22 protein-coding genes and 1 tRNA gene are annotated in these 25,201 nt (G+C 63.1%); 14 read left to right on the forward strand and 9 right to left on the reverse strand.

Features of this window, described 5'->3' with window-relative positions; all coding sequences use genetic code 11:
• Nucleotides 1-4 precede the first annotated feature (4 nt).
• Together ASD58_RS22510 and ASD58_RS22515 are read left to right on the forward strand one after the other, a co-directional pair.
• Nucleotides 5-2,017: a hypothetical protein gene (locus tag ASD58_RS22510; RefSeq protein ID WP_057263443.1), complete on the forward strand. Its 2,013-nt coding sequence runs from the start codon at nt 5-7 to the stop codon at nt 2,015-2,017.
• A gap of 121 nt (nt 2,018-2,138) precedes the next feature.
• On the forward strand, nt 2,139-5,126 hold the full coding sequence (locus tag ASD58_RS22515; protein ID WP_057263444.1) for a TonB-dependent receptor: 2,988 nt from the start codon (nt 2,139-2,141) through the stop codon (nt 5,124-5,126).
• A gap of 1 nt (nt 5,127) precedes the next feature.
• Here the strand turns inward: ASD58_RS22515 and ASD58_RS22520 are convergent, their stop codons facing one another.
• Entirely contained in the window at nt 5,128-6,273 is a 1,146-nt protein-coding gene (locus ASD58_RS22520; protein ID WP_057263445.1) for a glycerophosphodiester phosphodiesterase, read from the reverse strand.
• A 125-nt stretch (nt 6,274-6,398) separates the two neighbouring features.
• Here ASD58_RS22520 and ASD58_RS22525 point away from each other — a divergent pair, with 125 nt between their 5' ends.
• From ASD58_RS22525 to ASD58_RS22540, 4 genes are read left to right on the forward strand one after another with little or no spacing between them, the layout of a single operon-like run.
• A complete protein-coding gene (locus tag ASD58_RS22525) occupies nt 6,399-6,824 on the forward strand; it encodes a MarR family winged helix-turn-helix transcriptional regulator (protein ID WP_057263446.1) in 426 nt (141 codons plus the stop codon).
• 52 nt (nt 6,825-6,876) lie between these two features.
• Entirely contained in the window at nt 6,877-7,086 is a 210-nt protein-coding gene (locus ASD58_RS22530; protein ID WP_229210064.1) for a YtcA family lipoprotein, read from the forward strand.
• Between the two features lie 9 nt (nt 7,087-7,095).
• Nucleotides 7,096-8,121, forward strand: coding sequence for a multidrug transporter subunit MdtN (gene mdtN, locus ASD58_RS22535; protein ID WP_057263448.1), 1,026 nt, complete (start codon nt 7,096-7,098; stop codon nt 8,119-8,121).
• 5 nt (nt 8,122-8,126) lie between these two features.
• Nucleotides 8,127-9,923, forward strand: coding sequence for an FUSC family protein (locus tag ASD58_RS22540; RefSeq protein WP_156401423.1), 1,797 nt, complete (start codon nt 8,127-8,129; stop codon nt 9,921-9,923).
• A 5-nt stretch (nt 9,924-9,928) separates the two neighbouring features.
• Here the strand turns inward: ASD58_RS22540 and ASD58_RS22545 are convergent, their stop codons facing one another.
• Together ASD58_RS22545 and ASD58_RS22550 are read right to left on the reverse strand one after the other, a co-directional pair.
• Nucleotides 9,929-10,576 carry a pentapeptide repeat-containing protein gene (locus ASD58_RS22545; RefSeq protein WP_373994469.1) on the reverse strand — a complete coding sequence of 216 codons (648 nt, stop codon included), beginning with the start codon at nt 10,574-10,576 and terminating at the stop codon, nt 9,929-9,931.
• 7 nt (nt 10,577-10,583) lie between these two features.
• Entirely contained in the window at nt 10,584-10,799 is a 216-nt protein-coding gene (locus ASD58_RS22550) for a hypothetical protein (protein WP_057263451.1), read from the reverse strand.
• Between the two features lie 106 nt (nt 10,800-10,905).
• On the opposite strand from ASD58_RS22550, the gene ASD58_RS22555 reads away from it, so the two are divergent.
• Together ASD58_RS22555 and ASD58_RS22560 are read left to right on the forward strand one after the other, a co-directional pair.
• Nucleotides 10,906-10,981: transfer RNA gene (locus ASD58_RS22555), tRNA-Lys, on the forward strand.
• Nucleotides 10,982-11,032: 51 nt separating this feature from the next.
• Nucleotides 11,033-11,719, forward strand: coding sequence for a YjjG family noncanonical pyrimidine nucleotidase (locus ASD58_RS22560; protein WP_057263452.1), 687 nt, complete (start codon nt 11,033-11,035; stop codon nt 11,717-11,719).
• On the opposite strand, the gene ASD58_RS22565 is transcribed toward ASD58_RS22560, so the two are convergent.
• The gene (locus tag ASD58_RS22565; protein WP_057263453.1) at nt 11,716-14,454 is read right to left on the reverse strand and encodes a TonB-dependent receptor; all 2,739 of its coding nucleotides are present in this window, start codon (nt 14,452-14,454) and stop codon (nt 11,716-11,718) included. The genes ASD58_RS22560 and ASD58_RS22565 overlap by 4 nt on opposite strands.
• Before the next feature lie 235 nt (nt 14,455-14,689).
• On the opposite strand from ASD58_RS22565, the gene ASD58_RS22570 reads away from it, so the two are divergent.
• Nucleotides 14,690-15,256, forward strand: coding sequence for a hypothetical protein (locus ASD58_RS22570; RefSeq protein ID WP_156401424.1), 567 nt, complete (start codon nt 14,690-14,692; stop codon nt 15,254-15,256).
• A gap of 22 nt (nt 15,257-15,278) precedes the next feature.
• On the opposite strand, the gene ASD58_RS22575 is transcribed toward ASD58_RS22570, so the two are convergent.
• The 3 genes from ASD58_RS22575 to ASD58_RS22585 are packed head-to-tail and all read right to left on the reverse strand — an operon-like array spanning nt 15,279 to nt 17,602.
• Nucleotides 15,279-16,733: an MDR family MFS transporter gene (locus tag ASD58_RS22575; protein ID WP_229210065.1), complete on the reverse strand. Its 1,455-nt coding sequence runs from the start codon at nt 16,731-16,733 to the stop codon at nt 15,279-15,281.
• Nucleotides 16,730-17,188 carry a MarR family winged helix-turn-helix transcriptional regulator gene (locus tag ASD58_RS22580; protein ID WP_057263455.1) on the reverse strand — a complete coding sequence of 153 codons (459 nt, stop codon included), beginning with the start codon at nt 17,186-17,188 and terminating at the stop codon, nt 16,730-16,732. The genes ASD58_RS22575 and ASD58_RS22580 overlap by 4 nt, the downstream gene beginning before the upstream one ends.
• 21 nt (nt 17,189-17,209) lie before the next feature.
• Nucleotides 17,210-17,602, reverse strand: coding sequence for a hypothetical protein (locus ASD58_RS22585; RefSeq protein ID WP_057263456.1), 393 nt, complete (start codon nt 17,600-17,602; stop codon nt 17,210-17,212).
• A 70-nt stretch (nt 17,603-17,672) separates the two neighbouring features.
• Here ASD58_RS22585 and ASD58_RS22590 point away from each other — a divergent pair, with 70 nt between their 5' ends.
• Together ASD58_RS22590 and ASD58_RS22595 are read left to right on the forward strand one after the other, a co-directional pair.
• Complete coding sequence (locus tag ASD58_RS22590; protein WP_057263457.1) at nt 17,673-18,737, forward strand: aromatic ring-hydroxylating dioxygenase subunit alpha; 1,065 nt, start codon at nt 17,673-17,675, stop codon at nt 18,735-18,737.
• On the forward strand, nt 18,721-20,070 hold the full coding sequence (locus ASD58_RS22595) for an APC family permease (RefSeq protein WP_057263458.1): 1,350 nt from the start codon (nt 18,721-18,723) through the stop codon (nt 20,068-20,070). Before ASD58_RS22590 ends, ASD58_RS22595 begins: the two co-directional genes overlap by 17 nt.
• Here the strand turns inward: ASD58_RS22595 and ASD58_RS22600 are convergent.
• Together ASD58_RS22600 and ASD58_RS22605 are read right to left on the reverse strand one after the other, a co-directional pair.
• Nucleotides 19,982-21,097, reverse strand: a complete 1,116-nt coding sequence (locus ASD58_RS22600; protein WP_057263459.1) for a sterol desaturase family protein — start codon at nt 21,095-21,097, stop codon at nt 19,982-19,984. The two genes, ASD58_RS22595 and ASD58_RS22600, sit on opposite strands and share 89 nt — an antisense overlap.
• Complete coding sequence (locus ASD58_RS22605) at nt 21,087-22,700, reverse strand: hypothetical protein (RefSeq protein WP_156401425.1); 1,614 nt, start codon at nt 22,698-22,700, stop codon at nt 21,087-21,089. The genes ASD58_RS22600 and ASD58_RS22605 overlap by 11 nt, the downstream gene beginning before the upstream one ends.
• Before the next feature lie 95 nt (nt 22,701-22,795).
• Between ASD58_RS22605 and ASD58_RS22610 the strand changes: the two genes are divergently transcribed.
• The 3 genes from ASD58_RS22610 (at nt 22,796) to ASD58_RS22620 (ending at nt 25,185) form a co-directional block, all read left to right on the forward strand.
• Entirely contained in the window at nt 22,796-23,392 is a 597-nt protein-coding gene (locus ASD58_RS22610) for a YigZ family protein (protein WP_057263461.1), read from the forward strand.
• Between the two features lie 76 nt (nt 23,393-23,468).
• Nucleotides 23,469-24,389, forward strand: a complete 921-nt coding sequence (locus tag ASD58_RS22615; protein WP_057263462.1) for a GGDEF domain-containing protein — start codon at nt 23,469-23,471, stop codon at nt 24,387-24,389.
• Nucleotides 24,390-24,447: 58 nt separating this feature from the next.
• Nucleotides 24,448-25,185, forward strand: coding sequence for a hypothetical protein (locus tag ASD58_RS22620; protein ID WP_057263463.1), 738 nt, complete (start codon nt 24,448-24,450; stop codon nt 25,183-25,185).
• Nucleotides 25,186-25,201 lie beyond the last annotated feature (16 nt).

Below are 25,201 nucleotides of genomic sequence, written 5' to 3' on the forward strand. Positions count from 1 at the left end.
ACAGATGCAACGCACGTTTCGCGCTCGCGCGGCCATTTTCGCTGCCGCGCTGCTGGCCGCCGGGTTGGCCCACGCGGCGCCGCCAGCCTTCACGCCGCGCTGGCAGATCGACGGCGACGCCATTCGCTGGCAGGTGAAAGACCTCCACCGCGACCAGCTGGAAATGAGCGGCCGCCAGGTCTCGGCCGTGATCGACTACGGCAGCCAGGCCGACGGCTCCCTGCTGCTGTCGCGCACCGTGGTGTGGCCGATGCTGCGCACCATTCCCGATGACACCCACGCCAGCCTGATTCGCAAGTTTGGCGAGGAGGCATCGCCAGCCATCGCGATCGACGGCCGGCCCGTCGGTGCCGAACGCCTGCAGCAGGTGCGTTTCGACGGCCGGCTCGCGCTACGCTCGCAATTGGCGCCAGGCCTGGTACTGACGCGCACGCTGACGCCGTCGCCCGGCGAGCCGGCACTGGTTGAGCGGCTGGAGCTGGTCAACACCGGCGCCGCCGCACGGCGCTACAGCTTCGGCGCGCTGGAACGCAGCGAAACTACGCCGGCGGAACGCGGCACTCATGGCGCCTACGTGATCGAGGTGCGCTCGCCTGCCCGCGAAGGCGAGCTTGCGCCCGGGGCCCGCGTTCACCTGGACGTGATCATCAGCGGCCGCCTGCAGAACGAGATGGTGTACGTGGACGGCAGCGAGGCCCTGCAGGAGCGCGCGCGCAAGGTAGCGCAATGGCGTGCCAACCTGGTGCTGGAAACGCCGGAGCCGGTGCTCGACGCCATGTTCGCCTTTTCAAAAATCCGCGCCGCGGAGAGCATTTTCGCCACCCGCGGCGGCCTGCTGCACGGGCCGGGCGGCACACGCTATTACGCAGCCATCTGGGCCAACGACCAGGCGGAGTACATCAACCCCTTCTTCCCTTACCTGGGCGACAGCGCCGGCGTGCAAAGCGCGCTCACCAGCTTCGGCATGTTCGCGCGCTACATGAACGCTGAATTCAAGCCGATTCCCTCCTCCATCATCGCCGAAGGACGCAGCTACTGGAACGGCGCCGGCGACCGCGGCGACTGCGCCATGATTTCCTACGGGGCCAGCCAGTTCGCGCTGGCCCAGGGCGACAGCGGTACCGCACGCCAGTTGCTGCCCCTGATCGACTGGTGCCTGGAATTCACGCGCCGCAAGCGCGATGCGCAAGGCATCGTGCATTCAGACAGCGATGAACTGGAAGGCCGCTTCCCGTCCGGCAAAGCCAACCTGTCGACCAATGTACTGGCCTATGGCGGCCTGCAAGGCGCGGCGCGCCTGGCGGCTTCGCTGGGCGACGTGCAGCGTGCCACCGCCCTGCGACAGGAAGCGGAGTCGCAGCGCAGCGCCATCGAGCGATACTTCGGTGCCCGCATGGGCGGCTTCGACACATACCGCTACTACGACGGCAACGAAAAGCTGCGCGCATGGATCGCATTGCCGCTGGCCTTGGGTATCACTGAACGCCAGCGCGGCACGGTCGATGCGCTGCTCTCGCCACAGCTCTGGAGCGAGAACGGCGTGCTCACAGAAGCAGGCGACAAAACCTTCTGGGACCGCGCCACGCTGTATGCGCTGCGCGGCCTGCTGAAAGCGGGCGAATTGGAACGCACCATGCCTTACCTGCGCTACTACTCGGGCCGCCGCCTGCTGGGCGAGCATGTTCCGTATGCGGTGGAAGCCTGGCCGGAAGGCCAGCAGCGCCACCTGTCCGCCGAGAGCGGGCTGTATGCGCGGGTGGTGACGGAGGGCCTGTTCGGCATTGAAGCGACCAGCCTGCGCAGCTTCACCATTGCACCGCGCCTGCCGAAAGGCTGGCCGCGCATGGCCTTGCGGCATATGCGTGCGTTCGGCGCCGGCGAAGAAGGCGATGGCGTCGATATTGTCACAACGCGTGCTCAACGCGGCCAGCGCGTGCTGGTGCGCCTTGATGGAAAGACCTTGCTGGACCAAGCCTGGGACGGCAAGGCGCCGCTGCTCGTCACACTGGCAGACTAGATATACCGTTTTGGGCATACATGGCGAGTAAACATTCAATTGTTCGCCATCACCATCCTACCTAGCATGTCTCCGTCGGCCGCCCTTGCGCGGCCGAATCATAACCACAACAGGAGACGCAATGAAGAACAAATCCCAACGTGTGCGGATGACGCTTGTCGCACACGCCCTTGCATTGGCTTTCGCTGGGCCAGTCCATGCGCAATCGAATGCCACCGGCAGCATCTTCGGCCAGGTCGCCAACGCGGGCGGTGCCAGCGTAGTGCTGGAGAATATCGCTACCGGCGCGCGCCGTACCATTACCGTCGATGCCAACGGGCGCTATAACGCCAGCTCCATGCCGCCAGGCGTCTACAAGGTGATGCTGGTCCGAAACGGCGTAGTCGAACGCGTGCTGGAAGTGGAAGCGCTGATTGGCCAAGGTGTGGAAGCGTCCTTCGAAACGATCCAGGCCGTGACGGTAAGCAGCCGACGTCCGACGATCGATGTCAGCAACACCAACAATGGTGCCGTCTTCACCGCACGCCAACTGACTTCGCTGCCGATTTCGCAAAGCCTGTCCGGCATCATCCAGCTTGCTCCCGGTACCGCACGCGGCAACACGCGCATCGGCGGCGACAGCTTCGGTGGCGCCGGCGTGACCGAGAATGCTTACTTTATCAACGGTTTCCCCGTCACGAACGTCTATCGCCAGATCGGCTCGACCACCCTGCCCTTCTTCGCCATCGCACAGGCGCAGATCCTGCAAGGCGGCTACAGTGCGGAATTCGGCCGTTCCACCGGCGGCGTGGTGAACATCACCACTAAGAGCGGCACCAACAGCTGGGAGGCCGGCGCCGTGCTGCAATACACGCCCGACTGGCTGCGCGCCAAACCGGACGATACCTACTACCCTAATACCGGCCGTAACCCGAAGACCGACGGCAAGCTGCTCACCTACCGCCACAGCAACAACGCCACCGACGTCTTTGGCAGCGCCTACGTCGGCGGCCCGCTGATCAAGGACAAGCTGTTCATGTTCGCCAATATCGAACAGGACCGTTTCAGCACCGGCTACATCAGCAAGGATTCCGATTCCCTCAACAAAACCAATGGCTGGACCGAGCGCGAGGCCCGCACTCCCCGCTACCTGCTGAAACTCGATTACAACATCAGCGACAACCATCGCCTCGAGTTCACCCAGATCCACGACGAGAACAAGAAGACGCAGCAGATCTTTGGCTTCGACTACGCCACCTTGCAGCGTAACGACGTGCGCGCCGGCGGCACCACTGGCGATGGCGCCAAGACCAACGACTCGATCCTGAAGTACACCGGCTTCCTGACCGACAACCTGACCGTGACTGCACTGGCGGGCCGTTTCAAGTCGACCTATCCGCAATCACGCGAAGGCTACCTGCCTGGCGTGTACCAGATCATCGCCCCGATCAATGCGCAGGTGCCGGGACTGGTTTATACCAACCCGCAGGCCATCGGCGGCACCATCCAGGTGCCAAATGCGGAAGACAAGCAATCCACGCTGCGCCTGGATGTCGAGTACAAACTGGGCGACCATGCGCTGCGTGCCGGTATCGACCGCAACAACGTCTCTTCGATCAATGGCTCGGAGCTGGCGGGCGGTGGCAGCTGGACCTACTTCCGCGGCGATCCAAACGAGCGGGTCCCAGGCGGCAACACGCCCGCTTCCGGCGGCGGCTACGGACTGCAGGGCTACTACGTGAATGAGTATCACCAGAGCGACTCGGCCTCACCAAAGACCGACCAGTCGGCGCAATACATCCAGGACCGCTGGCAGGTCACCGATACCGTATTGCTCGACCTGGGCCTGCGCAACGAACAGTTCACCAACAAGAACAGCTTCGGCCAGGCCTACGCGGCGCAACGCCACATGCTGGCCCCACGCTTGGGCGCATCCTGGGACGTGCGCGGCGACAGCACATTGAAAGCCTTCGCCAACCTTGGCCGCTACCACCTGCAGATCCCGACCAGCGTGGCACTGCGCCTGGCTGGCAACCCGGTGCATATCGACCACTACTACACTTATACGGGCGTTGACCCGAAAACCGGCGTACCGACCGGGCTGACGGAAATTTCCCCGCGTGTTTCCGGCGGCAATGAATGGGGCAATGCCAAAGACCCGCGCCAGGTCGCATCGAGCAACCTGGGCGCGACCTACCAGGACGAAATTGCGCTGGGCTTGGAAGCGGCATTGACGCCGGAGTACACGGTCGGCAGCAAAGTCACCTACCGCACGCTGCGCAATACCATCGAGGACTGGTGCGATGCGCGACCTTTGCGCGCATGGGGCAAACGCAATAACGTCGATACCAGCAAATACGACATGCCATGCCTGCTGATCAATCCAGGCCGCGACAACACCTTGACGCTCGACCTGGCAGGCGACGGCAAACTGGTGTCCATCCCGTTGACGGCCGAAGACATCGGCCTGCCGAAAGTAAGCCGCATTTACACCGCGCTGGACTTCTTCATCGAACACCCCATGCGCAACGGCTGGTACGGAAAATTGAACTACACGCTATCGCGCAGCCGGGGCAATATGGAAGGCCAGGTGATGTCCGACATCGGCCAGGCCGACATTGCCGCCACCACCTCCTTCGACTTCCCGGAGCTGATGGACTACGCCAGCGGCCCGCTGCCAAACGACCATACCCATGTGCTGAAGGCCTACGGCTATTACCAGCTTGGCCAGGAATGGACCGTTGGCGGCAACATCAACATCGTCACGGGAGCGCCAAAATCCTGCATCGGCAACCTGCCGCCTGCGCTTAACCAGGATGGCAGGAACCCGGCCGCTGGCTACGGCGCCGCCGTGTTCTACTGCGACGACAAGCCCGCACCGCGAGGCTCCGCGGGCAGGATGCCGACCGACTTCCGCATCGCGCTCAACGCCACCTATATGCCGCGCATGTTCAAGGGACTGGCCTTGAAGGCGGACGTGTTCAACCTGCTGAACCGCCAGACCACGCTGGCCACCCAGCCGGTCTACAATGCGGGCGCCAACACGGTCAGCCCGTACTATGGGCAAGTGCTGGGGCGCGCACCTGAACGCCAGGTGCGCTTTGCCGCGGAGTACAACCACAAGTTCTGAATCAGCGCTTGACTTCCTTCAGGTACTCCGCACGCGCTGCCAGCGCCGTGTCGGCGAAGTCGGTGAACAGGCCATCGACGCCAAGGGCGAAGAACTGCTTGTATTCCAGCGCAGGATCGCCCTTGTAGTTGCTGGCCAGGCGGCGCTTCTCGTTGCGGAAGGTGTAGGGATGCACGAACAGGCCTGCCTTGTGCGCATCCGCCACCAGCGAGGTCGGCTCCATGGTGGTGGTGTCGGCATCGTTCACCTTGCCGTCGCCGTTGATGTCCAGCGCTCCCTTCACGCTGACGATGTAGCGTTTCCATGGGCCGATGCCGTCGGCATAGGTCTTGATCTCGGCCAGGCCGGCCGGCGTCACCATATCGCTGAACAGGCGCTTGTCGCCCGCCTGTGCCCAGTCGAACGGCTTGTCGTATGGCGCTGCGTAAGTCAGGGCGCCGGTTTTCAGGTCCACGTCGTCGGCGTCGATCAACTGCACCATCTTCAGCCTGGAACCTTTGCTGCGCATGTATTTCAGGCTGCCTGGTTCGAAGGACTGGATAAAGACCGGCGATTCGCGTTCAGTCCAGCCGGCCGCGGTCAGCATTGCCAGCAGCTTGTCCTCCAGCGGCAAGCCTTGCTGGCGGTGGAAAGTCGGGTTCTTGGTTTCCGGGTAGATGGCAATATTGCGCCCGCTCTTCTTGATCAAGTCGATCACTTCCTGGATGGTCGCAATCTTGTATTGGCCATTGAACTGCTGCGGGCGTTCGGCGTCGGTGGAAATGCCGCCCAGGGTCTTGATCTCCGCCAGCGTGAAATCGCTGGCGAACCAGCCATCCTGCATTTCGCCATCGACACTCAGCTTGCGCTTGCGGCCCGCGAATTCAGGGTGTTGCGCCACGTCGGTGCTGAAGGCCAGGTTTGGATCGTGGCGGGCAATCAGCACGCCGTCCTTGGTCGAGATCACGTCCGGCTCAATGGCATCGGCACCCATATCAATGGCCTTGGCATAGGCTTCCACCGTTTCTTCCGGCAGGTAGCCGCTGGCGCCCCGGTGTGCGACCACCAAGGTCGGCTTGCCATCCAGGGTAGGAAGCGGCGCCAGTAAAGTTCCGCCACACGCCGCCAACACCGCTGCCGCAACCGCACCGCCCACTGCTTTTTTCATCTTTTCCCCGCTGTGTAAGTTAAAAATGTGGCGGATTGTAGGTAGCGAAAATGACATGCTTGTGAATTGCGCAAGCGTGCGCAAGGTTCTTGACAACCGTTGCCTAGGCAACGTATAGTACATTTATGAATAAACATACCACCCCGCGCCGCGTTGCCCGGCTCATCAGCCGCGCGCAGAAAACGCTGGAAGAAGAGCTGGACATCAAGCTCGCGCCTTTCGATATCACGGCGGCGCAGTACGTGGTGCTGTCTACCCTGCACAGCGGCCGCGCCAATATCGCGGCGCAGATCTGCAAGGAGCTCTCATACAGCCCGGGCGCGATGACCCGCATGCTGAACCGCCTGGAACAGAAAGGCATGATCCAGAAGGCGCCAAGCGTCGACAACCGCCGCACCGTGCAACTGGAATTGAGTGCAGAAGGCCGCCGCCTCTTCCCAAGCCTGCTGGAAGCTTCGGGCACCGTGATCGAACAGTATTTCGGCGCTTTCAGCGCGCAGGAACTGCATACCTTCGAGTCCCTTCTATTGAAAATGTTCGCCGGGAAGTAGGTCTTTTTTTGCCCTAAAGGTTGCCTAGGCAATCGTACATTAAGGAATGAATGTGGAACCTTCAATCAATGTGCTGGGAGCTTATTTCCCCGACTGGCTTTTCTGCATTGCCGGCGCCACGGTGCTGTGCTTCCTGCTGCATGCAGTGCTGAATGCGCGCGGCTGGCTGGCAGGCGTCCCGTCGCACCTGCTGGCACTGGGTTACCCCGCGCTCGCCACCGTGCTTTCCCTGTCGGCCTGGCTCGTATTTTTCCAACATTGAGGTGACGTCATGAAGAAGACCAGGAACTCCCGCCGCTGGACCGCCATCGTTTTGGCCCTGACACTGGCAGCAATCGGCCTTGCCATTTACGTGGTGCGCTCGATCGACCAGGCGCCGCGCACCGATGACGCCTACGTCTATGCCGACACCATCAACGTCGCGCCTGAAGTCAATGGACGCATCGTGGACCTGCCGGTGGCCGACAACCAGCGCGTCAAGAAAGGCGACCTGCTGTTCCGCATCGATCCCCAGCCGTTCGAAGAAACACTGGCCAAGGCGGAAGCCAGCCTGAAAGCACTCGACAGCGAAATCAAGCTGACCCAGCGCTCGGTCGATGCACAGAAGTTTGCCGCGGCAGCAGCCCAGGCTAACGTCGAACATGCCAAGGCCGCCGCCGAACAGGCGGGCGATACACTGGCGCGGCTGGAGCCCCTGCTGACCAAGGGCTTTGTCTCGGCCGAGCGCATCGACCAGGCGCGCACAGCCAAGCGCAGCGCGCAATCGCAACTCAGTGCGGCCTTGCTGGATGCGCGGCGCGCCGAGGCTTCCGTCAGCGGCGTCGATGCGCTGGTCGCCAGGCGCGAAGTGGCGAAGTCGGAGATCGCGCTGGCGCGGCTGAACCTGTCCTATACCGAAGTGCGAGCGCCTGGCGACGGCATTGTGCTGAACCTGAAAACCTCGGTGGGGCAGTTCGCCGCCGCGGGGCATCCGGTCTTCACGCTGGCCAGTTCCAGCCGCTGGTACGTGGTGGCCAATTTCCGCGAGACCGATCTGGCAGGCATCAAGGCCGGCCGTCAGGCCCAGGTCTACCTGCTTGGCGACACCTCCAAGCGTTACAGCGGCACCGTCGAATCGATCGGCTATGGCGTATTCCCTGACGATGGCGGCAGTGAAGTGGCCGGCCTGCCGCGCGTGCCGCGTTCCATCAACTGGGTGCGGGTGGCGCAGCGCTTCCCCGTGCGCATCCTGATCGAACAGCCTGACGCGGCATTCCGCATCGGCGCTTCCGCCGTGGCCATGCTGAACGCGAAGTGAACGTCATGGAAGCACTGATTGCGCGCATCCGCAGCGAGCTGGCGCCCTTCCCTGGCCGCCTGGACGCAGTGCTGCGCCTTCTCGCAAGCTGCACGGTGGTCATCATCTGTTCGATGACGTTGCAGGTTCCTTCGCTCTCGCTGTCGCTGATCATGGTGTTCTTCACGGCGCAGGAGAACACGGTGCTGACCCGCATGAGCGGGATGGTGCTGATTGTCGGCAGCATTCTTTCAGTGCTTGCGTCCATCCTGCTGCTCAAGGTCTTCATCGACGCGCCAATGCTGCGCATTCTCGGTGCGGCCCTGGTGGCGTTCTGCGGCATGTATTTCATGAGAACCCACAGGCTTGGCGCCATCGGATTCCTGGTTGCGCTGATCGTGGTGTACGGTCAGAGCATGGCCGACATCTACGAAGATCCGGAAGTCATGACGCGCGCCCTGCTGTGGGTGGGCGTGGCCACAACTTACCCTATCGTGGTGACGATGATCATCCAGCGCCTGTTCCGGCCTGCGCTACCCGTCAAGCTGCTGGTGGAGGAATATGGCCGCCAGCTCGACGAAGTTGAACACCAACTCGATGCGCGCATCGCCGGCGCCGCAGCGCCTGCCTTTCACAGCGGCCGGGTTGGGCGCGGCGTGCTGGCCTTGCAGCGGCAACTAGCATTTGCGGCCTTGGGAAACAAGGAACGCACCACGGCGCGCGCTGCGGCAGTGAGCCGCCTGCATGCAGCAGCCGCGCAAATGGCAAGGCTTGAGCCGTTCGAACCTTCGCCAGAGGAGCTCCGGCAAATGGCCTCGATTCGCGCAGCATGCGCCGCCTTGCGTGAGTGCCTTGGCCACGACACGGCCTTCGAGCTTGCTGATGCGGCGCCGGAGATTTCCGGCCTGCCCGGCACGGCGGAGGAAACCGCAACTGGCGCGGCGCGCGTACCGCTTGCGCACCAGGCAATCTTGCGCGAGATGGCGCGGGCCTTGCGCGCTGCGGCAGAAGCAGATGTGGAAGCAGATGAGGCGCCCGCAGGCCGAACCCGCGCGGCAGCAGGCAACTCCGGGCAGGCCGCTGCGTCCAGCGCCGCCGGCAACCCGCTGCGCATCGTCTACCTGAAGTTTGCCTTCAAGGCCGTGCTGGCGGCGACGGTCAGCTATGTCATCTACACCGGCCTGCAATGGCCAGGCATCCATACGGCAATGCAGACCTGCATCATCCTGGCCCTGCCAAGCCTCGGCGCGACGACTCATAAGGGCATTGCCCGCCTGCTGGGCTGCTGCCTGGGCAGCCTGGCGGCGCTGGCAGCGACCGTATTCGTGGTGCCGCACCTGGACAGCATCGTCGGCCTGCTGGCCATGTCCCTGCCCATCATCGCAGTGGGCGCCTGGATCGCAGTCGGGTCGCCCCGCTCGAACTACATCGGCGTGCAGATGATGTTTGCCTTCGCCCTGGCGCAACTGGGCAGCTTTGGCCCGGTGTCCGATGTGACGGAAATCCGCGACCGCCTGATCGGCATCCTGCTTGGGCTGGCGATTTCGATCACCGTGTACACACTGCTGTGGCCAGAACGCGAAGGCCAGGCGCTCAAGACGTCCCTGTCGCGCCTGCGGAAAGCCGTTGCCGCCTGCGCACATGCAGACCACGAAAACATTGGCGCTGCGCGCCTGAATGCATGGGCATTGTTGAACCAGTGCCGGGAATTGCAGGCCAGGGTCGCGCTGGAGCCGGGATGGCGTGACCGCAATTCGCGCCGCATTGCGAACGTACTGGCGCAGGCGGAAGAAAAGCTGGCCATGCAGCAGGCCAGCCACTGAGGCGGTCAGGCTACGACAAGTCCCATCTCGCCCAGGATTGCCGCGGCCTGGACGTAGGAGATGACAGCACCTCTGAAGGCGCGCACGTCGGTCAGTTTCAAGCCGCCGAGGTCGGCCCCTCGCAGGTCCGCGCCTTCAAAGCGGGCCAGCTTGAGTACCGCTTCACGCAGGCTGCAGCCTTCCAGCACGGCTTCGCGAAAATCGCAGCCGGACAGGTCGGCGTCCGAGAAGTCCAATTGGTTCAGGCTCGCCTTGCGGAATGAGAAACCGCGCATGTCCGCGCCAACCAGCAGGCTTTCCTCAAAACTGGCGCCGAGGTGCGACACCTCTTCAAACGCCGCGCCGGTCAGTTTGCAACTGCGGAAGCTGGCCGAGGCCAGCTTGGTGCGGCGCCATTTGCTGTTATTCAGGTCGCAGCCCTGGAATTGGGCGTCGACCAGGTCGGCCGATTCGAAGTCCGCCGCCATGCCGCGGCAACGCTGCCAACTGCTGCGGGCCAGCTTGCAGGCGTACAGGATCGTCTCGTTGAAAGTGCAGCGTTCAAATACGCAGTCCTGCAGGTCGAGGCGGGACAAGTCGGCTTCGTCAAAGCTGCACTGCACGAAATGACGGACGCCGGCCGCAAGCTGCTGCGCCAGCGAATCGCGATCCATTTCCATGTCAGCGGCGCTGGCTTTTTGCCGCGTAGGATTCGTAGATCGTCTTGGCGTCCTTGTGGGCCTGGTCGATGTTGCGGAGCTTCTTGTCGTCGTCGTGGCGGACGAAGAACTCCGCATCCTGCGCATCCATCACCAGTTTGACCGCGAGGGAGTCTTTCAGGTTGTATTTTTCGAAGATGAGCGTGGTCACTTCGTCGAGATATTCTTCGTAAGACATGATTTATTCCGGATGAAGCAGGTTCAATCCGCTGATTATAACGCCCGGCTATCTTGCCGTTGGCACTTGCCGAATCGATTCGAGGTCTATATAATTCGGGCCCTTCGGGTCGTTAGCTCAGTTGGTAGAGCAGCGGACTTTTAATCCGTTGGTCGCAGGTTCGAGCCCCGCACGGCCTACCAGAAAAAGATAGAATAGCCAGCCTTCGGGCTGGCTATTTTATTATCTGCACTATGAAGCACTCCCTCTTCCTGTTCGACCTCGACGACACCCTGCTGGATTTCCGGGCTTCCGAAAAGCTCTCCTTCGAACGCGTGTTGCGCGAGCTGGGTTACAGCGACGGCGTCGACGAGCTGTTCCGGCAATATCAAGGCATCAACATCGAGTTGTGGCGGGCATTCGAAGCGGGCACGGTTTCGAAGGAGTTCCTGAAAGTGGAACGCTTCCGCAAAACATTCGCCGCCTGCGCGCTGGAAATCGATCCGCAGCAAGCCAGCCTCCGTTACCTGGAGTCGCTGTCCGAGACGGTGGTGCTGATCGATGGCGCAAGGCGCCTGTGCGAGACGCTTGCCGCGGCTGGCGAAGTCGGCATCATCACCAACGGCGTAGCCCACATCCAGGACCGCCGCATTGCCAGCTCCGGCCTGGGCGACTACATCTCCTTCACCGCGACCTCCGAAGCATGCGGCTTTGCCAAGCCGGACAGCCGCTTCTTCGAATACGCCACCAACATGGCGCGCACCTTCAACAAGGGCGCAACCATCATCGTTGGCGACCGGCTGGACGCCGACATCCTCGGCGCCAACCGTTTCGGCATCGAGAGCTGCTGGTACAACCCGGGCCGCCTGAACAACGACACGGAAGCACTGCCCACTTTCGAAGCCGCCCACCTCGACGAGATCGCGCCTTTGCTTGCTTAGAAGGCGAAGCGCAGGCCGGCGTTGACCCGGCGTCCCACATCCTCCAGCGTCAGGAACTGGCTCTCGTTGTTGGCATATTCGTGCATGCGCGAATTGCTCAAGTTGATGCCGTCCAGGTACAGCGCGATCTTCGGCGTGACGTTGTAGCGCAGGCTCAGGTCGTACTGGCCGTAGGCTGCGCGGGTGCGCGGCTGGGTGCTGCCGCCGCCGCAATCGACAGCGAACTTGTTGCGCCAGTTGTAGCTCACGCGCGCCGAGAAGGTCTCGTTCTCATAGAACACCGAAGCGTTGTACGACTGCTTCGACAAGCCGGGGTAGCCGCAATCCAGCGACGCGGCATCTTCACGGCTGGCAGTGGCGTCGACGAAGGTGTAGTTGGCTGCGACACCAAAGCCGCGCAGCCAGGCGATACCATTGTCGAAGGCGTACTGGCCGGCCAGTTCGATGCCCTTGATCTTGCCCTTCTGGCCATTGCGGATACGGGTGTCATGCACCACCTCCGAATACTGCGGAATGGTGATGTCTTCCAGCCGCTTCTCGAGGAAGTTCGATACCTTCTTCTGGAAGATCGCCGCGCCGAGGAAGTTGGTCTTCGACAGGTACCACTCATACGACAGGTCCAGGTTTTTCGACTCCATCGGTTTCAGGTAAGGATTGCCGCCGCCGGTCTGCACGTCGCCGAAGCGGCCGCCGTACCAGTTGTCCACGCCCATCTGGTTCAGGGTTGGCCGGGTCTGGGTTTTGGAGGCAGCCAGGCGCAGCACCATATCGTCGGTCAGGTCGAACTTCAGGTTACCGGATGGCAGCACGCTGTTATAGCTGTTGTCGACCGCAGTCTCGACCGCCGGGCCGTAGTTCAGGATGTAGGTGGTGTCGTTCGGGCTCTTGGTCGCAGACAGCAGCACGCGGCTGATACCGGTGGACGTCGAATTCACGTGCACCACCCGCACGCCGGCATTGGCCGACCAGCGTTCGCCCTCCCATTTCGAATCGAGGAAGATGCTTGATACCTTTTCCTTGACGCTCCAGAAGTTCGGCTTGGTGTAGTCGATCGCCATCGGGCCGTTCGGGAACTTGGTCTTGTCCAGGTACAGCGCAGGATCGTTCGACTGTGCCAGCGTGGACGGCTGGTTCAGGTAATTCATGTAAGCGTAGGGGTCGAAGCTCAGGTAGCTGGCCGGTGCGCCGGGGAAGGCGTTATCCAGCGATTTCACCGTAAACAGCGACGAGGGCAGCGAGACATGGTAGCCGCTGAACGCATTCCAGGAATCGCTCTCCCATTGGTCACGCCCCACTTTGCGCTGCGAATACGAGACCCCGGTATCGAGGCCTTTGAAGGCGCCCATGTCATGCGACCACGATGCACTCATGCGCGCTTCGTTCAATTCGTCGGCAAAGCGCACATCCTTGTTCGACACGGCGTGCGCCCGCACCGCATTCGGGTCGGTAATGCCGTCGCCGAAGGTCAGGCTGGGAATGCTGCCGAAGGTCAGCGAGTCGCCATTCTTCGGCACCATGCCGGCCACGATCCACTGGTCCGGGGTTTTGGTCGTGGTGCGCGAATTCGAGATATCGCCTTCCAGCTTCCATTCCGGCGACACGTTCCACTTCGAATTCAGGCCGAAAGCCTTGGTGATCGACAGCCGGTCGCCGCCCTTGACGATCATGTCGTTCGAGTTGGCGTCGGTGAGAACGCCGGTGCCGTCGCCGACCAGCGCCGGGTTATTGGCAAAGAAGTTCGCGCCGGGACGCAGGAAGCTGGTGACCTGGTTGTTCGCATCGTACTTCACCCCCAGTTGCACCGGGTTGTTCCAATCGCTGATCGCAATCACGTCGTTGCGCTGGTTAAGACGCGAGTACAGCGCATCGGCAGTCAGTTTCCAGTCGGCGGACGGGTTGAATTGCACAGTCACGTTGCTGACCAGGCGCTTACGGGTTTCGTTCTCCTGCTGGTAGCCGAAGCTTTGCGGCATCAGCAGCTTCTTGCTGGTGACGTTGGCCATGGTCAGGCCCGTGGAATTCAGGTCGCCGTCGATCATGTAGACGTCGCGCAGGTTCCAGGCGTCGTTAATGGCCTTGTTCTGCTTCGATGCGCGGTCGGTGTAGGACAGCGAGGCGGTCACGCCAAAGGACTTGTTCTCGTTGGCGAAGGAATACATGCCGCTGACGTTTGGCGTGTTCTTCTTCGAGTTCGAATCGTAGGAGTCGAACACATTGACCACGCCAGTGTGGCCCGCCTTGCCGGACAACGGCCGCGCGGTCTGGATGTCGACCGTCGAGCCGATACCGCCCTCGGGCAGGAAGGGCATGGAAGTCTTGTAGACGATGGCTTTCGAGATCAGGTCGGACGACAGCAAGTCGAACGAGAAATCGCGGCCGCCGGTGTCGCTGGTCATGGTGCGGCCGTTGACCAGCACATTATTGAACTCCGGGCCCAGGCCACGCACGGAGATGTAACGTCCCTCCCCGTTGTTGCGCTGGATCTGCACGCCGGTGACGCGCTGCAGCGATTCCGCGATATTCGTATCCGGGAATTTGCCGGCGTCTTCGGCCGATACGGCATCTACTACACCTTCCTGCAAACGCTTGGTCGCGAGCGAGGAAGCCAGGGAAGCGCGGACACCGCTCACTACCACCTTGGCCGAAGGGTCGATAGCCTCATCGGCCGTTTGAGCATAGGCACCCAGCGGCAGCAGCATCTCTGCGATCAGCGCCGCCAATACAGTCTTACGCATATTGTCTCCGTTATTTTGGTTTGGTGAGCCAATGTTACGCAGGGCCTGCAATATCAAAGTATTGCGTCTTTCGGTATTGATATTCCGAAAACATATGAGTCATACCGGCCTCCCTTTCCCATCGGGCGAGGACCTAATCCGGCTTGATGTCGGATTTATACAACTTGCGACGATTTGATTGTTTGCCTACTGCAACGATGGTTACAATTTGCGGTTTTGCACCGCAGGACTCCCAGTGTCAGATAACGTCTACGCCGCACCGAACGCCAACTTCGACGAACCAAGCCATTCAGGCGTGGACGACCGCTTTTACGTGGTCTCCACGCGCAAGATGCTGACGCTGTTCTTCCTTACCTTCGGCCTGTACCACCTCTATTGGAATTTCCGGAACTGGCAGTTGCACAAACTCGCCACCGGCGAAGACCTCTGGCCGCTGCCGCGCGCCCTCTTCGCCATCTTGTTCACGCGTACCCTGTACCGGGAAATCGCCGCCTACGACTCCACCGGCAATTGGCGCGACTGGGATTGTGAAACCTATGCGAACGGCATGGTATTCCTGATGTTCGCCGGCTACGCCCTTTCGTGGGGCGGCAAGAGTTCGACCTTCCTGACCGTAGTCTCGATCCTGCTCCTGCTCCCGATAGGCATATTGCTGAAGCAGGCCCAGGCCGAAGTCAACGCCCGCTGTGGCGATCCTGAAGGCAGCAGTAACGATACCTTCACCGTTGCCAATATCATCTGGTGCACGCTCGGTGGCGTGATCTGGTTCCTGTTCGCGGTCGGCATGCTGCTCATCCCCTGATGCATGCCCCCCGGGCCGCGCATTAATCGGCTTTTTGGCCTGCCATGGGAATCTCCGGCAGGAACAGCAGCACGATCAGGCCTAGCAGCACCAGCACAGCACCCGCGCCGAAGATGCCGGCAATCGCGTGGCGGTACACGGTCACCGTGGACGGCAACACGCTGATGCCCGGCCCCACCGCCGCCACGGCCTTTACGCCATGGATGTGCAGCGAACGCGCCAGCATGGCGCCCGAACCCGTCACGCCCAGCAAGCCTCCCAGCGAGCGGAAGAAAGTCAGCATCGCCGTTCCCACGCCGCGGCGCGGCAGCGGCAAGGCGTTCTGCACTGCGATGGTCATGTTGGGCATCACCAGTCCCAGGCCGGCGCCAAGCAGGAAGATTGCCGGCTCGATGACCCAGTAGCCCCAACCTGCCTCCATTCCCAGTGCCAGCGTGGCAAATGCCACCAGTGCGGCGACCAGCCCACCCTGTTGCACGCCCTTGTACTTGCCGGTGCGCGCCAGCCGGCGCCCGCTCAGCATCGAGGAGCCAACCAGGCCAATCATCATGGCCACGGTCAGCAAGCCCGAACTGGCGGGGCTGCTGCCCATTACCACCTGGAAGAACAAGGGGAAGAACACGGTGGCGCCCATCAGGCCCATGAAAGTCAGCGCCATCACCACGCTGGCGATATTGAAGACCCGGTTGCCGAACAAGTCCGGCGGCAGCACCGGCTCCGGCACCTTGCGCACATGCACCGCCAGCCAGCTGCCCAGCACCACGGCCAGCACGCAGCAGACCCGCACCTGCAGCGAGTCCCAGGCCCATTCGGTGCCGCCCAGCGCCAGCACCAGCAACGCAGACGTGATCGAGCCGGTCATCAGTACTGAGCCCAGGTAATCGACGCGGTGCGCATGGTGCACCTTTTCCTTGTGCAGCGCCCGCGCAATGGCGTAGAAAGCCACGGCGCCAACCGGCAGGTTGACGTAGAAGGTCCAGTGCCAGGACAGCGCATCGGTAATCAGGCCGCCCAGCACGGGGCCCAGCAGGCTGGTGGCAGCGTACACCACCGGCACCATGCCCATGCGCTTGCCGCGTTCCGCAGGCGGAATGATGTCGGCGATGATGATCTGCGCCAGCGGCAGGAAGCCGCCTGCGCCCACGCCTTGCAGCGCGCGGAACACGATCAACTGCGTCATGTCCTGCGCCAGGCCGCAAAGCGCGGAGCCAAGCAGGAAAGCGCCCATCGCGGCGAAGATCATTGGCCGGCGGCCGTACTGGTCGGCCAGCTTGCCGTACAGCGGCATGGTGGCGGTGGAGGCCAGCACATAGGCCGTCACCACCCAGGACAGGTGGGCCATGCCGCCCAGGTCGGCCACGATGCGCGGCAAGGCGGTGGCAACGATGCTCTGGTCCAGCGCACTGAGGCCCAGCACGGCCATCATGGCCAGGTAGACGGCGCGGATTTCGCGCTCGGTAACGGGGGTGTCCTTCATGGGCTTCCGATGAGATTCAGGGGTTCGATGGCAGCTTCCAGCGCGGATAGTTGGGCCGGCGTCAGGCCGGCGATGCGCTGCGCCATCCAGTCGCGGCGCTTGTCGCGCAGGGCTTCGATGCGCTCGGTGCCGAGCGCGGTGGCCTGCAGGCCGGAGCGGCGCCGGTCTTGCGGATCGGGCGCGCTGCGTTCGACCAGGCCCGCCTCCTCCATCGACTTGATATGGCCACTCATGGTGGCGGCCCGCACGTTTTCCATGCGCGCCAGTTCCGCCACGCCGATGCCAGGCTGCTCCTGGATGATGGCCAGCAGCATGTACTGCACCAGCGGAATATCGCCGCCGTTTTCGCTGGCGTCGCGCCGCATCTCGCGTACCAGCCGTTTCAGTGTCAGGCGCAATGCCTCGCTGGCGGCAAGCACGCGCGGCGACAAGCTTGCTTCATGTTTTTTTGGCATTACTCACGATAATTAGGTAGGCTACCTACCCATATTACCGGATTTCCCCTGGCCGCGCAAAAGCGCCAGCAGGTGTTCGCGCGCAGCGGCCAGCGTCATGCCCTTCTCCTGCAAGTGCGGCAGCAGTTTCTCGAACATTTCGCGGCGCCGGGCGCCGGCTTCGGAGATATCGCGCCGGTCGCTGAAGAAGTCCATCAGCGTGGAGCCGCACAGGCAATTGCGGTAAGCCTCGACAATCGCAACGCTGTCGTCATCGAAGCCTTGCTTGAGGCCTGTGATGTCGCGGCGGACCGATTGGGTTTGCTGCATGAACTCCTGCGCGGTGGCGAACACCCGTCCGCAATAGCCGCAATGCTTGGGGAAGGCCGACGCGGCCAAGGCCTGCAAGCCTTCGAAGAAAAGACGTTCCTCCATTTTTGCAACCTCTTTCTTCCAGTGCGCTGCAATTTGTGAGAGAGTGAATCTTTCGCACCGCGGAGCACACATGACCCCTCAGGAGCATTGCCGTATCGAACCGCTGGACCGCGCCCACGCGCTGCATGCCAGCTTTTACACCGACCAGCAATGGCTGGAATTCGAACAGCGCGAAGTCTTCGGCTCGACCTGGCAACTGGCGGCGCACACGGGGGAACTCGCTGCGGCCGGCGACCATGTGGTGGGCGATATTGCCGGCAAGCCGATCCTCATCATACGCCAGCCCGATGGCAGCCTGCAGGCTTTCTTCAACGTCTGCCGCCATCGCGCCGGGCCGCTCGCGACCTGCAATGGCAAAGGTGCGCGAGCGCTGCACTGCAAATACCACGGCTGGACTTACGAACTGGATGGCGCCCTGCGCGCCGCCACTGAAATGCAAGGCGCGGCTGGTTTCGACAGGTCGGCGATCCGCCTGCCCCGCATCCAGGTGCGCGAGTGGCAAGGCCTGGTGTTTGTGGCGCTGGACGAAGCCACGCCGCCGTTCGAACAAGTCTTCGCCGGCATCGCCGAGCGCATCGCACCGGCCGACTTGTCGCACATGCGTTTCGCCAAACGCGACACCTACAAGCTCGAATGCAACTGGAAGGTCTATATCGACAATTTTCTCGAGGGTTATCACCTGCCCTTTGTCCATCCCGGCCTGTCGAAGGTGCTCGACTACCGCGTCTACGACACCGAACTGGCGCAATGGCATTCGCTGCAGCATTCGCCGCTGCGCAACAACGACGGCATCTACGGCGACGGCAATGCCTGGTACTACTTCATCTACCCCAACATCATGCTGAACATCACGCCGGGCCGCTTGCAGACCAACCGCATCCTGCCGCTCGGCCACCGCCAATGCATCGTGGAGTTCGACTATTACTACACCGACGATCCCGAAGTGCAGGCACGCGTACAGGCCGAGCAAGCCTTCAGCGACGAGATCCAGGCGGAGGACATCAGCATCTGCGAGCATGTCCAGCGAGGCCTGGCATCCGGATCGTACAGCGCTGGGCGCCTGAACCCGAAGCGCGAAAGCGGCGTGTGGCATTTCCAGAACCTGTTGCGCGCCGCCTATGCACGCCACGGATAAAGGCAAGCCGCTCGGCTTCTGGATGTGCACCTCCCTGATCGTGGGGAATATGATCGGCATGGGCATCTTCATGCTGCCCGCCGCGCTGGCGCCGTTCGGCAGGAACGCCTTTGCCGGGTGGGCGATCACCGTGATCGGCTGCCTGTTCATCGCCCACGTCTTTGCGCGGCTGGCGCGCGCCATGCCGGACGAGGACGGGCCCTACGGCTACTGCCGCCGCGCCCTCGGCAATGGCGTCGCCTTCTTCACCATGTGGTGCTATTGGGTGTCGATCTGGGTCACCAATGCGGCACTGGCAATCGGCATCGTGGGCTACCTGACCACGCTGCTGCCGGCACTGTCGTCCCATCCCGCCCTGCCGCCGCTGGCGGCCATGGCCATCATCTGGTTCTTCGTGCTGGTCAGCTTGCGCGGGGCGCTGGCTTCGGGCCGGGTGCAGCTCGTATCGGCAGCGCTCAAGCTGTTGCCGATGGGAGCCATCGTGCTGCTCGGCGCATGGATCTTCGTCAGCAACGGCGCGGCATATGCGGCGCACCTGCCGCCGACCCCGTTCACCCTGGATGGCACGGCCGCTGCCGGCACTATCGCCTTGTTCGCCATGCTGGGCGTGGAATGCGCCGCCCTGCCGGCCACCAAGGTGCACCAGCCGGAGCGTACCATCCCGCGCGCCACGATCGCAGGCACACTGGTGGCGGCAGTGGTGTATGTGCTGGTCTGCACCATTCCCATGCTGCTGTTGCCGCAGGCGGAACTGGCCGCATCCAATGCCCCCTTCGTCGACCTGTTCCTCCGCTACTGGGATGCCGGCAGCGGACATTGGCTGGCAATTGCCGTCATCTTCAGCGGCCTGGGTGCGCTGAACGGCTGGACCATGCTGGCAGGCGAAGTCACCGCCTCCATGGCCCGCCACGGCATCTTTCCCGCTGCGCTGAAAGCGGCCAACCGCCACGGCGCACCAGCCCGGTCGCTGCTGCTGGTGGGGGCACTGGCCAGCGTGATGAGCGCGATGAACTACAGCCGCTCCATGGCCGAGGCCTTTACCTTCCTGACGCTGGTGGTGACGGCAGCCAGCATGCCGCTCTACCTGGTTGGCGGCGCCGCGGTATTCACGCTGCACCGGCGCGGCGTGCTGGCGCGCGGCACGGCGCTGTCGCTGAGTGCGGTGATGACCTGCGTGTTTTCGCTCTGGGCCTTTTACGGCATGGGCAAGGAAGCCTTCTGGTGGGGCGTCGCCCTGGGCGCGATCAGCCTGCCGGTGTTCTGGCTGGTGCGCTGGCGACAGAAGGCGCAGCAGGCTGAAGGCAATACGCCACCAGCAGCAGCGCCGCAGTAACGGCACCGACCAGTGCCAGCCTGGCGGGTAGCGCCAGCGTCGCTGCATTCGCGATCAACTGGTTCTGCATGACCACGGCGGCGGCAAATGCCAACAGCGCGGCGATGGTCCAGCGCGCACCGCCAGTAGCCGCACGGGTCGCGGTGAACAGGCGGCCCGGCGGCAGCGTGAAGGCCGGCCACGGATCGGCAGCGGCGACATCGGCCGGGCGCCAGCCGGTATGGCGGAACCACAGCGCGAACTTGTCGCGCCAGCGCGCAGTGCGCACAGCGTCATGCCACATCACGGCCGGCCAGGCGAATTGCGCCCACACCGCATTCCAGCCCGGGCCGCCCTTGCGCACGCCGTACACGCAGTCCTCGCTTTCTTCGATATAGGTGCCGAACAGGCGGTCCCAGACCATCAGCGTGGCGGCGTAATTGCGGTCCAGGTAGACGTCGTTCACGGCATGGTGCACGCGATGCGCACTGGGCGTGTTGAGGATACCTTCGAGCAGCGGCACGCGCCCTATCAGGCGGGTGTGAATCCAGAATTGATAGAATTTGCTCAGCGTGAGCTGGATGATGAACACGCCCGGCGGGCAGCCAAGCAGCGCCAGCACCATGAACAGCGGCGCGTGGAATACATCCTGGAAGGCGCCCTGGCGCAGCGCGGTGGTAAGGTTGAATTCTTCGCTCTGGTGGTGCGGCGAATGCACCGCCCACAGGAAGTTGATCTCATGCGACCAGCGGTGCGCCCAGTAATAGACAAAGTCGAAGGCCATGAACGACCATGCCCAGGTCCACATGGAGCCAGGCGCCGACTGCCACAGCGACAAATGGCCGAACACCCAGCCGTAGGCCAGCAGCATGGCGGATTTGGTGAAAACTTCCAGCGTCACGGTCCAGATGCCGCAAGCCATGCTGGTCAGGCTGTCAGCCAGCGAATAAGCCTTGAACCGGCGGCGGTGCGCCAGCCAGGCTTCGGCCGCGATCAAGACCAGGAAAACAGGCGTGGCCGCAGCCACCAGCGCATTGTTATCGAGCATGCGCGGGCTTGGCGCCTGCCTTGCGGCCGAGCGCGCTGCGCAACACTTCGCCCACGGGACGGTTCAACACCGCCGCGACAGTCTGCATGCGCCGGGAATCCAGCATGGGACGGGTATTCTGCGCCGCCAGGGCAGCTTGCGCAGCCTGGGCCGCGGCCAGGGCCTGGGCCTTTGCTTCGCGCCGCGCGGCGGCAGCGATGTCGGCCAGTTGCGCCAGCTGCACTTCGTTCGGGAAGCCTTCCACATAATAGCGGGGCGGGTAATCATCGGTGCGCTGCATCAGTGCACCGACCACCGGCATCGCGGCTTCCCAGGTCACGGTAATCGGCGGATCCAGGCTGGCAGGATCGGCAAAGTACAGCAAATCGGTCTTCGGCAGCAGGCTTGGCATATCGCGCGTCCAGGTGCAGGCGCTGGTGCGGACTTGCTCCGGACCGAGCTTGCCGACCAGGTAGGTCACCACGCAGCGATTGCGCCCACTGGCCCATTCGTGCGCTTTCAGCAGCTCTTTCTGCAGGCGGTAATCGTTGCCCTCCACGTACTTGGACAAGCTGTTCAGGCGCCGCGTCAGGCTTGGCGGCACGAAGATTTGCCAGCGGCCATCCACCAGGCGCAGCAAGCGGGGCATGACCATCTTTTCTTCGCGCATGGCGGAAATCGCCGCTTTCAGCATCGCGTCCATCGCCACTTCGTTCTTGTCGCTGCACACCATCAGCATGCCGCGCGTGGGCACCATGACCACCGGGCGGCCTTCGGGGACGGCAGCTTCGATCAGCTCCGGCAGCAGCATGCGCGACGAATCGTAGCCATCGTCCCAGCCGCCGCCGAAGACGCCCTGGGGCGAAGGCAGCAGCGGCGCGGTGGAGCGCGCGCGCAGGTTGGCAAAGGCGGCTTCGAACGCCGCATCTTCCGTCATGTCCCAGGCTTCCAGGTGGGCGCGCGCCACGCGGTGCACCACCGTGCCCCGATGGAATGCCAGGCCCATTTCCAGACCTTCGCAGATCGGCCGGAACAGCAGGGGCGAATAGCCACGGGCCGCGGCCAGCATGGCTTGCCCGCGCTCCGCACTGTTGCGCACGATCGGCAGCAGGTGGCGCACGGCCTCCTCCACCATGCCCGGCGTATTGCCCATCAGGACCATGCCGGCAGTGTGGCGCAGCAGATCCTCGCTGGCGGCCAGCGACACGGCCAGCCATTCCTGGTACATGTTCTCCAGCGGGACCAGCAATTCCAGCGGATACGGCGACTCGGGGCCGGGCACGCCAAACAGCTCGCCTTCTTCCGCCATGAAAGTCCAGCGCCGGCCCGGATCCAGCGACTCCAGGTGCGACTGCAATTGCGCCGCGTATTCAGCCAGGGTGGCGCGCGCAGGAGGCGGCTTTTCCTCTTCGACTTCGCAACGGATGCCGCAGGTTATCAAGGCGTCGCGGAAACGCTCGGCCATGGCCCAGTCGATACCTTTTTTCACGATCGCGCCATTGCCAGCGAGGATCGGGCGCACCGCTTCCAGCGGGCGGCGGAACAAAAGCATCAGGCGTGCTTCGACCCGCTCCTGCAGGAAGCCGTTTTGCACGCCAAGGGTTTTGATCCGATAAGTCGCCACGAAGCTCGCCACGAATACCTAGTTGAAAAAATCGCAACAGCATTGTAAGTCATGCCGGGCGTTAACAGGCAGCAAACCTGTATCATGTTGGCCCCATGCCACAAACCATTATATCTCTCGCGACTAGCGATTTAGTTGTAAAGAAAAGCCGTTTTCTCGGCTTTGTCCACCCTGTGGCAGACCGCAGCGAAGCCCAGGCCATCGTGGCACGCCTGCGCGTCGAGCATCCCGATGCAGCCCACGTATGCTGGGCCCTGCTGGCGGGTGGCCAGTCGGCAGCGGTCGACGATGGCGAACCGGGCGGCACCGCCGGCCGCCCCATGCTGGACGTGCTGCGCCACCAGGACCTGGAAGGCGTGCTGGCCGCAGTGGTGCGCTACTACGGCGGCATCAAGCTGGGCGCCGGCGGCCTGGTGCGGGCCTATACCGATGCGGTGGCCCAGGCCTTGCTGAAGGTTGAAAAAATCGCCATTGTGCGCTACACCGAATTGCGCTGCACCCTGCCTTATTCATTGGAAGGCTTGCTGCGGCGCGAGCTTTCCGCCGCTGGCGCCAGCCTGCTGGAAGTGAGCCATGACCAGCGCGTAACGCTGGCCTTCCGCATTGCGGAAACCGCCGCGCCAGCGCTGGTGGCCCGCCTGAATGATGCGGCCAGCGGCCAGCTCGAATGGCCCTCAGCAATTACTGAATAGTTTAAATAGTTACAAATAAATAATTTCCTATTAACAATTTTTGCGTTATTTCCCGGCTCTGGCTACTGTCGTAGACATGCGCGACGAAACACTATTTTCAGGCATCCAACTTGCATCCTTGTTGAATGCCTTGCCCGACCCCGCGTTCATCCTGACGCGGAGCGGCCGCTATAAGGCCATTTACGGCGGCATCGACGTGCGCTACTACCACGACGGTTCGCACCTGATCGGCAAAACCGTGCACGACGTGCTGACAGCGGACAAGGCCACCTGGTTCCTGAAAGAGATCGAAACCGCCCTGGCCTGGCGCGCGCTGCACATTGTCGAGTACAGCCTGGTGCAGGGCGATATCAAAGGCCTGGCAACCAGCGGCCCCAGCTACCGCCTGTGGTTCGAAGGACGCATCCAGGCACTGGACTTCCAGGTTGACGAGGAAGATGCGGTACTGTGGGTTGCCAGCAACATCACGGCACGCAAGGAGATGGAAGACCAGCTCCGCATGCTGAGCGAAGTGGATGCCCTGTCCGGCCTGCTGAACCGCCGCAAGCTCATGAGCGTGCTGGCCGAGCATTTCGACACCTTCGAGCGCTACGGCACCCCCATGACCATGCTGATCTTCGACATCGACCACTTCAAGCGGGTGAACGACGAACATGGACACCTGGCCGGCGACGCGGTGATCAAGACCACCGCCGACGTCTGCCAGCGCGAATTGCGCAGCACCGATGCGGCGGCCCGCCTGGGCGGCGACGAATTCGTGGTCCTGATGCCACACACCACCTGTGAGCAAGCGGCGCCTATTGCAGAACGCCTGCGCCTGCGCATCGCGGAAACCCTGCAAGGCCTTGGCCGCATCGGCGACTGCGTCACCATCAGCGGCGGGTTGACCTGCTTGCGCTCCGGGGACGGCTCCTGCGAGGACGTGCTGAAACGCGGCGACGACGCCCTGTACCAGGCCAAGCGCGCCGGGCGCAATCGCATTATCGGCACCGACTGAGGCTTGCTAGGACTTGATAAAAGGTTCAGAATTCCCTCAAAGACCGAGGGAGGTTGCGATGGACTCTTTGCTGCAGTTCAAACCTGGCGACACCTGGCTGCTGCGCAGCCGCGGCGCGCGCGCAATGAACCACCTGCTGGCACCGGCCTCCGCGCCGCGTGCCGCCACCCTGCCAGCCGTTGCCCGATGGCGCGGCCGCGAATCCCTTCCCCTTCACTTGCTGGACAAGCTGCGCGAATCGCGCGCCAACAGCGCCTATGCGCGGCGCCTGGATGACCTGCAGGTCTGCGTAGCGCGCGCCGAAGTGCAGTTGCGCCAGCTGGCCGCGCCGCAGGCCTGGCAAGTGCCCGGCGCAGGGCCGGTGCTGGGCGGCGACGCCATGCTGGCAAGCTGGCACAAGATGGCCGAGGGCGGTCCGCTGGCACGCGAATTTGCCACCTACGCCTGCCACGTCTCGTCCTGCACCCGCCAGTTGCAGGAGGCATTGGCCAGCTTCGACCAGCTGCTGCAGCAAGCCAGGTCGCCCGAGCGCTACGCCCCGCTCCATGAGCTGGCCGAACGCCTGCTGGCCTGGGGCGACACCCTGGTGGAAGATGAAGTGGCGGACGAAGTCATGCTGCGCATCCAGGCCTACCCCGAGCTGTACGAGGAAATGCTGGACGAAGCGGACGGCGGCAGCGACGAGGCAGCCGCCAGCCTGGAGTCGCTGGGCGATGCCGACCTGCTGCGCCTGGATTGGGCCGGCGGCCAGCGCAGCAAACTCCTCAAAGCGGCGGCCAGGCTGCGCGCCAACTGATACGGTCGTTTCCCGG

This window comes from Duganella sp. Root1480D1 (assembly GCF_001427305.1).
Taxonomy (GTDB): Bacteria; Pseudomonadota; Gammaproteobacteria; order Burkholderiales; family Burkholderiaceae_D; genus Rugamonas.

Coding starts and splice junctions, on each gene's coding strand:
- ASD58_RS22565 (WP_057263453.1), bottom strand. CDS start 14,454: ATGCGTAAGACTGTATTGGCGGCGCTGATCGCAGAGATGCTGCTGCCG.
- ASD58_RS22575 (WP_229210065.1), bottom strand. CDS start 16,733: ATGAAGGACACCCCCGTTACCGAGCGCGAAATCCGCGCCGTCTACCTG.
- ASD58_RS22590 (WP_057263457.1), top strand. CDS start 17,673: ATGACCCCTCAGGAGCATTGCCGTATCGAACCGCTGGACCGCGCCCAC.
- ASD58_RS22525 (WP_057263446.1), top strand. CDS start 6,399: ATGAATAAACATACCACCCCGCGCCGCGTTGCCCGGCTCATCAGCCGC.
- ASD58_RS22580 (WP_057263455.1), bottom strand. CDS start 17,188: ATGCCAAAAAAACATGAAGCAAGCTTGTCGCCGCGCGTGCTTGCCGCC.
- ASD58_RS22585 (WP_057263456.1), bottom strand. CDS start 17,602: ATGGAGGAACGTCTTTTCTTCGAAGGCTTGCAGGCCTTGGCCGCGTCG.
- ASD58_RS22510 (WP_057263443.1), top strand. CDS start 5: ATGCAACGCACGTTTCGCGCTCGCGCGGCCATTTTCGCTGCCGCGCTG.
- ASD58_RS22610 (WP_057263461.1), top strand. CDS start 22,796: ATGCCACAAACCATTATATCTCTCGCGACTAGCGATTTAGTTGTAAAG.
- ASD58_RS22560 (WP_057263452.1), top strand. CDS start 11,033: ATGAAGCACTCCCTCTTCCTGTTCGACCTCGACGACACCCTGCTGGAT.
- ASD58_RS22595 (WP_057263458.1), top strand. CDS start 18,721: ATGCACGCCACGGATAAAGGCAAGCCGCTCGGCTTCTGGATGTGCACC.
- ASD58_RS22615 (WP_057263462.1), top strand. CDS start 23,469: ATGCGCGACGAAACACTATTTTCAGGCATCCAACTTGCATCCTTGTTG.
- ASD58_RS22540 (WP_156401423.1), top strand. CDS start 8,127: ATGGAAGCACTGATTGCGCGCATCCGCAGCGAGCTGGCGCCCTTCCCT.
- mdtN (WP_057263448.1), top strand. CDS start 7,096: ATGAAGAAGACCAGGAACTCCCGCCGCTGGACCGCCATCGTTTTGGCC.
- ASD58_RS22520 (WP_057263445.1), bottom strand. CDS start 6,273: ATGAAAAAAGCAGTGGGCGGTGCGGTTGCGGCAGCGGTGTTGGCGGCG.
- ASD58_RS22545 (WP_373994469.1), bottom strand. CDS start 10,576: ATGGATCGCGATTCGCTGGCGCAGCAGCTTGCGGCCGGCGTCCGTCAT.
- ASD58_RS22620 (WP_057263463.1), top strand. CDS start 24,448: ATGGACTCTTTGCTGCAGTTCAAACCTGGCGACACCTGGCTGCTGCGC.
- ASD58_RS22600 (WP_057263459.1), bottom strand. CDS start 21,097: ATGCTCGATAACAATGCGCTGGTGGCTGCGGCCACGCCTGTTTTCCTG.
- ASD58_RS22515 (WP_057263444.1), top strand. CDS start 2,139: ATGAAGAACAAATCCCAACGTGTGCGGATGACGCTTGTCGCACACGCC.
- ASD58_RS22550 (WP_057263451.1), bottom strand. CDS start 10,799: ATGTCTTACGAAGAATATCTCGACGAAGTGACCACGCTCATCTTCGAA.